Annotated in this window: 9 protein-coding genes and 1 pseudogene; 6 read left to right on the top strand and 4 right to left on the bottom strand. The window is 72.9% G+C overall.

The window, feature by feature from the left end; translation table 11 throughout:
• A partial coding sequence (locus AC07A4_RS23235) for a hypothetical protein (RefSeq protein WP_478601679.1) occupies positions 1 to 191 on the bottom strand: 191 nt, incomplete at its 3' end.
• 217 nt (positions 192 to 408) lie between these two features.
• Between AC07A4_RS23235 and AC07A4_RS23230 the strand changes: the two genes are divergently transcribed.
• The 3 genes from AC07A4_RS23230 to AC07A4_RS23220 all read left to right on the top strand — a co-directional run bounded on the left by AC07A4_RS23230 (position 409) and on the right by AC07A4_RS23220 (position 4,790).
• Positions 409 to 963, top strand: a complete 555-nt coding sequence (locus AC07A4_RS23230) for a PH domain-containing protein (RefSeq protein ID WP_478601677.1) — start codon at positions 409 to 411, stop codon at positions 961 to 963.
• A complete protein-coding gene (locus AC07A4_RS23225) occupies positions 960 to 2,516 on the top strand; it encodes a PH domain-containing protein (protein ID WP_478601675.1) in 1,557 nt (518 codons plus the stop codon). Before AC07A4_RS23230 ends, AC07A4_RS23225 begins: the two co-directional genes overlap by 4 nt.
• An 81-nt stretch (positions 2,517 to 2,597) precedes the next feature.
• The gene (locus AC07A4_RS23220; RefSeq protein WP_478601673.1) at positions 2,598 to 4,790 is read left to right on the top strand and encodes an MMPL family transporter; all 2,193 of its coding nucleotides are present in this window, start codon (positions 2,598 to 2,600) and stop codon (positions 4,788 to 4,790) included.
• Positions 4,791 to 4,895: 105 nt separating this feature from the next.
• On the opposite strand, the gene AC07A4_RS23215 is transcribed toward AC07A4_RS23220, so the two are convergent.
• Together AC07A4_RS23215 and AC07A4_RS23210 are read right to left on the bottom strand one after the other, a co-directional pair.
• Entirely contained in the window at positions 4,896 to 5,162 is a 267-nt protein-coding gene (locus AC07A4_RS23215) for a DUF5988 family protein (RefSeq protein WP_478601671.1), read from the bottom strand.
• 107 nt (positions 5,163 to 5,269) lie between these two features.
• A complete protein-coding gene (locus AC07A4_RS23210; RefSeq protein WP_478601669.1) occupies positions 5,270 to 6,022 on the bottom strand; it encodes a hypothetical protein in 753 nt (250 codons plus the stop codon).
• Between the two features lie 81 nt (positions 6,023 to 6,103).
• Here AC07A4_RS23210 and AC07A4_RS23205 point away from each other — a divergent pair, with 81 nt between their 5' ends.
• The gene (locus tag AC07A4_RS23205; RefSeq protein WP_478601667.1) at positions 6,104 to 7,789 is read left to right on the top strand and encodes a flavin monoamine oxidase family protein; all 1,686 of its coding nucleotides are present in this window, start codon (positions 6,104 to 6,106) and stop codon (positions 7,787 to 7,789) included.
• An 82-nt stretch (positions 7,790 to 7,871) separates the two neighbouring features.
• The gene (locus tag AC07A4_RS23200; protein ID WP_478601718.1) at positions 7,872 to 8,282 is read left to right on the top strand and encodes a cold-shock protein; all 411 of its coding nucleotides are present in this window, start codon (positions 7,872 to 7,874) and stop codon (positions 8,280 to 8,282) included.
• A gap of 132 nt (positions 8,283 to 8,414) precedes the next feature.
• Here the strand turns inward: AC07A4_RS23200 and AC07A4_RS23195 are convergent.
• Positions 8,415 to 8,945, bottom strand: a pseudogene (locus tag AC07A4_RS23195) (sigma-70 family RNA polymerase sigma factor); the annotation flags it as partial.
• A gap of 225 nt (positions 8,946 to 9,170) precedes the next feature.
• Between AC07A4_RS23195 and AC07A4_RS23190 the strand changes: the two are divergent.
• Positions 9,171 to 10,211 carry a MerR family transcriptional regulator gene (locus tag AC07A4_RS23190; protein ID WP_478601716.1) on the top strand — a complete coding sequence of 347 codons (1,041 nt, stop codon included), beginning with the start codon at positions 9,171 to 9,173 and terminating at the stop codon, positions 10,209 to 10,211.
• Positions 10,212 to 10,237: the final 26 nt, after the last annotated feature.

Below are 10,237 nucleotides of genomic sequence, written 5' to 3'. Positions count from 1 at the left end.
CCCAACACCAACAACGGCCACACCCGCCGCACCACCAACACCACCACCACAACCACCTGCAACCCCAACCCCGCCCACGGACCAAACCGCGGGTGCTCTTCCCGGGGAAAGCTGCTCCAGAAGGCGACGAAGACGTTGAGTGCGATGAGCGTGGCGACGAGGATGGTGTCCAGGACGGCGCTGCGGTTCAACCATCGAATCGGCCCTATCACGCGGTCACCCTACTGGCGCCCACGCGCACCACAGAGACCTGTGCTCCATAGGACACATAGGTGCGTACGAAAGTGGGTAGCGCGCCTCTGAAGTTGCAACCTTGGTCGCTTCCACTCCACACGAACCGCTCTGCCTGCCCCACCGCCCCGCTTGTTTGGCTGGTCGGACAGGAGCAGCCAAGGGGGCGGAGGAGCAGTGCCACACGACACGCGGCAGACATCACCGGGGAGACGGGACGCCGTCGGCCAGCGCGCCGCCGCGGCCCACTCCCTCGGCGAGCCGCAGCCGGGCCAGCGCCTGGAGCGCCGGGCCGTCTACTGGTGGATGACGCAGAACCTCCTGGTCGTCGTGCCGGTCCTGGCCGCCATCGCGGCGGCGTCCTGGATGGACGGCGCCCCCTCCTGGCTCTGGCCCGCCTTCGCCGTCGCCTGCCCCATCGGCCTCGGCCACGCCCTGCTCACCCCCTGGTACCGCTACCGCGTGCACCGCTGGGAGGCCAGCGGCGAGGCGGTGTGCTCCGCCTCCGGCTGGCTCACCCGTGAATGGCGCGTCGTGCCGTTCACCCGCATCCAGACCCTGGACACCAAGCGCGGCCCGCTGATGCAGCTGTTCGGCCTGGCCGCGGTGACCGTGACGACGGCGTCGGCGGCGGGCCCGGTCACCATCGTCGGCCTGGACCACCGCCTCGCCACCGCCATGGTCCAGGACCTCACCGAGCGCGTCCGCGCCCTGCACGAGGACGGCACGTGACGACGCGCGCGAAGACCCTCGACGCGCCGGGCCCGCCACGGACCGCCGCGGCCGTGCCCTGGCAGCGGCTGCATCCGCGCATGATCGCGGTGAGCGTCAGCTGGCTCGTCGGACCGGCCCTCCCGCTGCTCGGCGCGATGTTCCTGGCCCGCGACCTGCTCAACGCGCACGCCTTGATCGTCCTCGGCTCCTACATCGTGGTGGCGGGCGTGCAGGCCGGGCACGAGTGGGTGCGCTACCGCACCACCCGCTTCCGGATCACCGACACCGAGGTCGAGCTGCACTCCGGTCTGCTCTTCCGCACCGACAAGTCCGTGCCCCGCGACCGCGTCCGCAGCGCCGACCTGACCGCGAACCCCGTGCACCGGCTCTTCGGCCTCGCCGCCGTCAAGGTCGGCACCGGCCAGAACACCCGCCAGAGCGAGGACGACGAACTGGTCCTCGACGGCGTCTCGCGCGCGCAGGCGGTCCAGTTCCGGGCGCTGCTCCTGCGCCGGGACGACGCGCCCGGCGCGGACGCCGCCCCCGCCCTTCCGGTCCCGCTCGCGCGCACCCGCTGGACCTGGGCGCGCTACGCGCCGCTGACCCTCACCACGTTCGCCGGGGTCCTCGCCGTGGTCACCGGCGTCTCCAAGCTCCTGGACACCCTCGGCCTCGACCTCACAAGCAACCACGCCGCGCGCCAGACCTGGGACTGGCTGGCGTCGCTGCCGGTCGCCGTCGCCGCCGCCGTGGTGGCGGCCGTCCTGCTCGCCATCGGCGTCGCGGGCTCCCTGGTGTCCTTCACCGAGGCCTGGTACGGACACCGCCTCGAACGCGAGCCCGGCGGCTCCCTGCACCTCAGCCGCGGCCTGCTCACCTCCCGGTCGGTGTCCGTGGCCGAGCGCCGGATCTGCGGCGTCGAGCTCGCGAGCCCGCTGCCCCTGCGCTGGTGCGCGGCGGCCCGCCTCAACCTCCTGGCCACCGGCCTCGGCACCGGCGCGGCCAGGCTCTCCCACCCGGCGCAGCTGCTGCCGCCGGCACCCCTGAACTCCGTGCACCAGGTCACGGCCGACGTCCTCGACGAGGAGCGTTCGCCGATCGCACGAGCGGCACTGCGCGGTCACCCCCGGCCCGCACTGCGCCGCCGCCTGGTGCGCGGATGCCTGGTGGCCCCGGCCGGAGCGGCCGCTCTGGCCGGGGCGGGCCAGGTGCTCGGACCGCTGCCCTGGTGGTCGGCGCTCGCCGCCGCGCTGCTCACCGCGGGCCCCGGGGCGCTGCTCGCCCTAGACGCCTACCGGGGCCTCGGGCACGCGCTGTGCGGCGACTACCTCGTCGTACGCCAAGGCACCTTCGTGCGCCGGACGGTGGCGCTGCGGCGCGACAGCGTCGTCGGCTGGACGGGGAGACAGTCCTGGACCCAGCGCCGGGCCGGGCTCTTCACCCTGACCGCCACCACCGCCGCAGGCAACGGCGCCGTCCGAATACGCGACGTCGACGTCGCCGACGGGTGGCGCTTCGCGGAAGCCGCCCTGCCGGGCCTCGTCGCCCCCTTCCGCGCCCCCGCGGCGTAGCCCTCAGGGCCGCCGCCCCCTCACCCCCTGGAAGAGCAGAAGACAAGTACTCCGGCGTGACCCGGAGTGGAGGAAGGAACCGTGTTCAAAGCCCTAGGACGTTTCGTCGTCGGCCACCGGTGGCTGGTGATCATCACTTGGCTCATCGCCGGGGCGGCCGTGATCGGCTTCGCCCCGTCGCTGACCACCACAACCGACCAAGCCGAGTTCCTTCCCAAGCACTACGAGTCGATCCAGGCGCAGAAGATCCAGGAGAAGGCGTTCCCCAAGGGCTTCAGCCCCTCGGCGATCGTCGTGTTCACGCGCGAGGACGACAAGCCGCTGAACGCCGCCGACTCGGCGAAGGTCACCAAGGTCGGCAAGGCCATCGAGGCCAAGAAGTACGACAAGGTCGAGCAGGTCGTCACCGCGCCCCCGTCGCCGCACAAGAAGGTGCAGACGGTGATGGTGTCGATGGCCGACGTGAAGGCGGGCGACAAGAGCCAGCAGCACGCGGTCGAGGACATGCGGGACGACCTCAAGTCCCTGGTCCGGGACACCGGCCTGAAGTGGGGCGTCACCGGTGACGCGGCCACGCAGCTCGACAACGAGAAGGCCTCCAAGGAGGCCGACGGGCTGATCTTCCTCGGCACCATCATCCTGATCGTCGTCCTGATGACGATCATCTTCCGCAGCCCGACGATCACCGTCCTCACCATCGTCGGCATCACCCTGGTCTCCCAGATCGCCAACGGCCTCATCGCCACCTGCGCCAAGGTGTTCCACCTCAAGGCCGACAGTTCGGTGTCGTCGCTGCTCATCGTGGTGCTGTTCGGCGTCGGTACGGACTACATCCTGTTCCTGATGTTCCGCTACCGGGAGCGGCTGCGGCTCGGCGAGGACCCGAAGACCGCCATGATCTCGGCGGTCGGCCGGGTCGGCGAGGCCATCGCCTCGGCCGCCGGAGCCGTCATCGTCTGCTTCCTCGCGCTGCTGCTCTCCTCGCTCAGCTTCCTCGTCTCGATGGGCCCGGCGCTCGCCATCGCCATCGGCGTGACCCTGCTCGCCTGTCTCACGCTGATCCCCGCGGTCATCTCCCTGATGGGCACCAAGGTGTTCTGGCCGTCCAAGTCGTGGCAGCGGGAGCCTCGCGCGGCCCGCTTCGGCGCCCTCGGCCGGTCCGTGGCCCGCCGCCCCGGCCTGTTCGTCATCGGCTCCGGCGCCCTGATGGTGGTCCTCGCCCTCGGCGCGCTCGGCTACAAGCCGACCTTCGCCAGCCAGGAGGACGAGAACTCCAAGAAGGAGTCCCAGGTCGCCCTGCACACCATGAGCAAGGACCTCCCGGCGGGCAGCACCAACCCCAGCACCGTCCTGATGCGGTCCACCAACGGCGACAAGCTGAAGCCCGCCGACATGAACGCCTTCGTCGCCCAGCTGAAGCAGGTCAAGGGCGTGGGCGACGCCTCGCGCTCGCAGCTCAGCAAGGACGGCAGGACCGCCGAGTTCAACGCCGTCCTGACGACGGACCCCAACGGCCGCGAGGCGATGGACATCGTCCGCGGACCGCTGCGCACCACGGCCCACGAGCAGGCCCCGCCCGGCACCGAGACCAAGGTGGGCGGCGTCACCTCGGTGTTCGTCGACATCAACAAGGCCGTCAACCGTGACTTCTCCGTGGTCTTCCCGACCGCGGCCGCGCTCATCATGCTCATCCTCGGCCTGCTGCTGCGCAGCATCGTCGCGCCGGTCTATCTGATGGTGTCGGTCGCGCTCGGCTTCGGCGCCACGCTCGGCGCGAGCGTGATCCTCTTCCAGGAGATCGAGAACCAGGCGGGCCTGACGTTCTTCCTGCCGGTCATCATGTACTTGTTCGTCGTCGCCATCGGCACCGACTACAACATCCTGATGGTCGCGCGCCTGCGGGAGGAGGCCAAGGAAGGCCTCGGCCCGCGCGAGGCCACCGCCAAGAGCATCCAGCACGCGGGCCCGACGGTGGCCGCGGCCGGTGTGATCCTCGCGGGCACGTTCGCCTCGATGCTCCTGGCCAGTGACGTCTCGCTCGCCCAGATCGGGTTCGCGGTCGCCTTCGGCATCATGATCTCGGCGTTCGTGATGGCGATGTTCTTCACGCCCGCCCTCACCGCGCTGTTCGGACGTGCCGCCTGGTGGCCGCGCCGCATCCAGCCGGACGTCCCGCAGCAGGGCGCGCCCCCGTACGGCGGGCACCAGGAGCCGGTGCCCACGCAGAGCGGTTCGCCCTACGCGCAGTATCCGCCGCAGGGCCGACGCGGCTGACCGGCCGCACCGCGAGAAGGGCGCCCCACCGCGACAACGGTGGGGCGCCCTTCGCTTTTATGCGACGCCCATGAGCGCTACCCGCGCGGCCGGTCAGCCGCCCGGTTACTCGGCGATTTTCGTACGGCCCACCCAGCGCAGCTTCCGCGGCGGGAATTCCGTACCGCCCGGAGTGTCCCTCGACCGGCCCGGAGCATCGATGAACTCATAGTGCTCATAGCCGTTTCCGTGCCGAATCTTGATCTTCTCCGAGGAGCAGATCACTTCGTTGAGCTCGGCGAGGACGACAGTTCCGGAAAGGGTGCTCGGTCCGCCTTCGAGGTGCACGGAGTTCAACGTGGTGGCGGAGATGCTGTTGTCGATTCCTCGCATGGGGTCACCCCTCGTCTTGGCACCTTGGACTCCCTGAGATTGTTCTGGGGTGCCACGGGCTTCGGATAGCCCCGGGGCACCCCTCAACAACCCCTATTTCAAGGGATTTACGAACGCACCGGGGACGGCGTCGATTCCGGTTGCCGCGGCGCCGCCCGCCCGTTCAGGCCCGGCGCCGCCGCGAAGGCCTCGTCCGCCGCGCCTGACGCCAGCGCGCTGAACTTCTCGCCCAGCGGCTGGATGACGTTCTTCTCCACCTCGTAGTAGTTCGTGAGCGCCGACAGCGGCACCCGGCGCAGGTGCCAGCGCCCCGTGAGGTTGCAGCCGACCGCGGCGTTCGGCGTGAAGTGGCCGGTCAGCCAGCCCTGGTGCTCGCCGTCGAGGGTGTGCTCGAGGCGGAAGTAGTTGAACAGGCTCTGCGCCGTGGTGCGCACGGTCTCCCGGGCGTCCTGGGGCTGGGGGTCCGCCACGCCGAACCAGCACTCGGGCTCCCCGGCGTCCTTGACGTAGGCGTCGTTGAACCCGAGCCACGGCCACACGAACGCGATGTGGCGCGCGTGCGCGGTGCTCACGTCGTCCGCCCGCTGGCCGTCGGCGACGGCGTCGGCGTCGATGTAGAAGCGGCCGAGCCAGCTCGGCAGCCACAGGTAGTACGGGTAGGAGCTGTCGTCGGAGAGCAGATAGCTGTTGGCGTTCGAGAAGAGTTCGTTGCCCGCCACGGGGCGCAGGCTCACACCGTACTCGGGCAGGCTGAAACGCACGCTGAGGACCTCGAAGAACGACCGCACGTCCTGAAAGTAGGCGGCCAACGTGCGGTAGGCGTCCGTGGTTTCGGCGGCGATTTCTTTACGGAAAATCATGGGTTTCTCTCCAGCGTGCTCATGTGCGGAGCTTCCGGGTCCGCGGCGGGCGCGGGAACCCGAATGTGCTAAGACGTCTGCGTGAGCGCGACTGTAGATCACAAGGAGCGGGCGGTAAACCATGCAAGGGCAAATACGGTGAAGCTAACTCACGGTCCGTCAGATGTGTTGCCCGTGCTGGACACCGCGATAGTGGGCGCCGGAATCGGAGGCTGTTTCCTGGCCGAACGGCTCGTGTGCCAGGGCGAAATCCACGGGGATTCGGAACGCGCGGGAACGACGGCGCGGGCAGGCGTGGCGCTCTTCGAGCGCGCGCACCGCGTGGGCGGACGGCTGTGGTCGGTGCGCCTGGGGCAGGGGGCGGTCGCCGACCTCGGGGCGATGCGGCTGCACCGGGGGCTGCGGCAGGTCCTGGACGTCGTGCGCCGGGTGGGACTCGCGCCCGACCTCGTCCCCTTCGACTTCGGCCGCCCCGAGAACCCCGTCCACGTCCGCGGGGTGACGCTCCGTCAGCGTGAACTCGCCGACGCCGCCAGGGTTCCCTACGCCCTGGAGGAGCACGAGCGCGGACTCGACCCGGCCGGACTCGCGCTGCGCGCGGCCGAGGCGTACGTACCCGGCTTCGCCGCGCTGCGCCGCGCCCACCACGAGGCGCGCGAGCGGGGCGACACGAGCGGGGCCGCGCGCGCCGCGGGCGCGTTCCGCGCCCACCGCGACCGCGCGAGCGTCGGGGGAGTGACGCTCGCGCGCATGACGTACGCCGACGCGCTGCGCGCGGCACTCGGCGCGGAGGCCGTCGCGCTCCTGGACGACGCCGGCGGCTACGACCTGGGCGCCAGCGGCGAGAACGCCGCACAGCAGCTCGCCCTCCTGTTCCGCACCCCGCCCCACGCCGAGTACGTGACACTGCGCCACGGCATGCAGAGCCTCCCGCTCGCCCTGTGCGACCGCTTCACGGCGGCGGGCGGCGGCCTCCGCCTCGGCCACCGGCTGCTGCGGATCGACCGGGCGGAGCCGGAGGCGGGCGCCGGGGCCGACGGCGGGGCGCGCCGCTACCGCCTGACGTTCGCCCTGGAGGACGAGCACGGCCGCCCCACCGGCGCCCACGTGCGCGTCCACGCCCGTACCGTCGTCCTCGCCCTGCCGCCAGGGGCGCTGCTCCGGCTCGCTCCGGACGGGCTGCCCTTCACACCCCGGCTGCGCGCGGACCTCGCCGCGGTCGAGGCCGTCCCCGCGCACAAGCTGTTCCTGCTCTACCGGACGGCGTGGTGGCGCGAGCTCGGCATCCGGCGGGGGCGCGGCACCACGGACCTGCCGCTGCGCCAGCTCTGGTACGGCGGCACCTGCCCGCCGCCCGGCGACCGCGGCCGCGGGCTGCTCCTGGCCGCCTATCCGAGCGGGCCCGCCACCCGCTCCTGGGACACCGCGCGCGCCGCCGGCGCAGACGTGGCCGAACGGGCCCACCACCTGGTCGCCGAGATGCATCAACTCCCGGACCTGGAGGCCCCATTGGCTGCCCGCCACCAGGACTGGAACCGGCCGCCGCACGACGGGGCCTGGCACGTGTGGCGGCCCGGCCACGACCCCGAGGACGTGGCCGCCCGGGTGCGCCGCCCCCTGCCCGGCGAGGCCGTGCACCTGGTGAGCGACTGCTGGACGCCCGACCCCGGTTCGGTCGAAGGGGTCATCGCCTGCGCGGAAGCGGTGCTCGGGGAGCTCGGGGAGCTCGGGCGGACCCGCTGGGAAGGCCGCGACGGGGCACGGTAGGTTCCTCGTACAGGTGCTTCAGCGAGGGCTCACGCCGGGTGACGCCCTCCACGTGGTCGGACGAGGTGTGGTGGCAATGGGTGTGCTGACGGTGGGGAAGGTCCTGCGGTTCGACGAGGTTCGCGGATACGGGTTCATCGCCCCCGAGACGGGCGACGAGGACGTGTTCATGCACGCCAACGACCTGGTGGACGAGAAGTACCTCTACCAGGAGGGCAGCGAGGTCGAGTTCTTCATGGAGATGGGGGACAAGGGGCCCAAGGCGTCCAACATCCGCCTCGTCCACCAGTCGGGCTCGCACCAGCTGCCGCGCGGCGGCCTCGCGCCGCGCGCCACGGCCCCCGACCGCTCCTCCTCGTCCGCCGACGCGTTCGCCCGCGACCTCACGGAGGCCCTCCTCGACTCGGCGGGCTCCCTGACGGGCGAGCAGATCAAGCAGGTGCGCGCCTGCGTCGTCGAGCTCGCGCGGGCCCGGGGCTGGGTCTCGGCGTAGCCCCCCCGAGGGGGCGCGCGGCGTCCGCTCACCCCTCAAGGAGCAGGCGCGTCAAGGAGCAGGCGCGTCAAGGAGCAGACGCAGCCGGTGCAGGCCCCGGCGGGCGTGGCTCTTGACCGTGCCGAGCGGTCAGCCGGTGAGCTCGGCGATCTGCGGCTGCGTGAGGTCGTCGTAGAAGGCCAGGCGCAGCACGCGCCGCTGCGGCGCGGAGAGCCGGGCCAGCTCGTGGCCCACGAGGACGCGGTCGAGCACCGCGTCCGGAGTCGGCTGGGCGGGGCGCGCGGCCAGCGCCGCGCCCGCGGCCGTGACCAGGTCCGCGCGCCGGGTACGGGCGGTGAGGGCGTCGGCGACCTTGCGCCGCGTGATGCCCACCAGCCAGGCGGGGAACGCGCCGCGCCGCGGGGCGTAGCCGCCGCGCCCGCGCCAGGCGGCGAGGAACACCTGCTGGGTGACGTCCTCGGCCTCGCGGTCGTCGCCGAGCGAGCGCCGGGCGAGTGCGTGCACGAACGGTCCCCACCGCCGGTAGGCACCGGCCAGGCCGTCGTCGCCCCCGGTCAGGAAGGCCTCGACGACCGCCTCGTCCGCCTCGTCCGCCTGGTCAGTGGGCGCGCCCACCGCGCGCGAGGTGCCGACGGCGGACGGTGCGGCGGGGGCTGCGGCCATGGCGGCGGCTCCTTCCACGGCCGGGCCGCCCGGCCGCGGGGACGGCCGGGCCCGGGGCCGCGCGGTGTTCCGGGGCGGGTGCGAAGGCCGGCCGCGCGCGCCGCGCTGACCAGCCGCCCCATCGTGCGAACCGCTCCCGGCGCCCGGCAACGTGCGTCGATTCTGCGTCGTATCGTGGCCGTCGTGAGCGACGCGAAGGCCGGTCCGGACGCGAACGACGAGGACGTGGCCTCCGCCGCCCCTCTCGGTTCCGCTGCCCCCTCCGGTTCCCCTGGTCCCGCTGACGGCGACAGCGCGGCCCTCACCACCGGCGCCCTGGCCCGGAGCCTCGGTGTCTCGCCGACCACGTTGCGGAGCTGGGACCGCCGCTACGGCCTCGGCCCCGCCGTGCGCGCCCCGGGGCACCACCGGCGCTGGAGCGCGCACGACACCGCCATGGTCCGGGACATGTGCGCGCTGACCGCCACCGGAGTGCCGCCCGCCGAGGCCGCCCGCCTGGCCAAGGCCCGCAGCCGGGCCCCGTCCGCACCGGGGCCCGCCCCCGTCGCGCGCGGCGGCCCGGGGGCCCGCGAGGACAGCGGCGGACTGCCCCTCGGCGATGTCCGCCAAGAGTGCAGGGGCCTGGCGCGCGCCGCGGTGCGCCTCGACGCGCCGGAGGTGCAGAGCCAGCTCAACTCCCTGGTCGGGGAGCACGGCCTGACGACGGTGTGGGAGGAGGTCATGGTGCCGACGCTGCGCGCCGTGGGCCGCAAGTGGGCGTCGTCCGGGGACCGTTACGTCGAGGTCGAGCACCTGCTGTCCTGGCACATGTCCACCACGCTGCGCAGCGCGCCCCTGCTGCTTCCCGGCCCCGTCACGGTGCTCGACACCCCGCCGGTGCTGATCGCCTGCGTGCCCGGAGAGCAGCACACCCTGGCCGTGGAGGCGCTGAACGCGGCCCTCGGCGCGCGCGGCGTGCCCACCCGCATCCTGGGCGCGGCCGTCCCGGTGGAGGCCCTGGTCACGGCGGTGCGCAGGACCGGGCCCGCGGCCGTGGTCCTGTGGTCGCAGACCCGCTCCACCGCAAGCGTTCCGCTCGCCCGGCACGTGGCCGCGATGGAGTGGGGCGTCAAGGGCGCCCGCAGGCACCCCGCGGTGCTGCCCGCGGGGCCGGGCTGGGGGCGGCGCGCCCTGCCCGGACTCGTGCGCTGCCTCGGGCTCCAGGAGGCGACCCGCACCCTGCTCGGCCTGTGCGGCGTGGACGCGGCGGCCCCGCCCGCGCCCTGACCAGCGGCCGCGCGGTGGTGGCCCGG

Source organism: Streptomyces sp. NPDC043996 (assembly GCF_056435225.1).
This window is presented reverse-complemented; position numbering and strand designations above follow the sequence as displayed.

What these genes read in the sequence shown, in the direction of transcription:
- AC07A4_RS23210 (WP_478601669.1), bottom strand. Translation starts at nt 6,022, where the DNA reads ATGATTTTCCGTAAAGAAATCGCCGCCGAAACCACGGACGCCTACCGC.
- AC07A4_RS23215 (WP_478601671.1), bottom strand. Translation starts at nt 5,162, where the DNA reads ATGCGAGGAATCGACAACAGCATCTCCGCCACCACGTTGAACTCCGTG.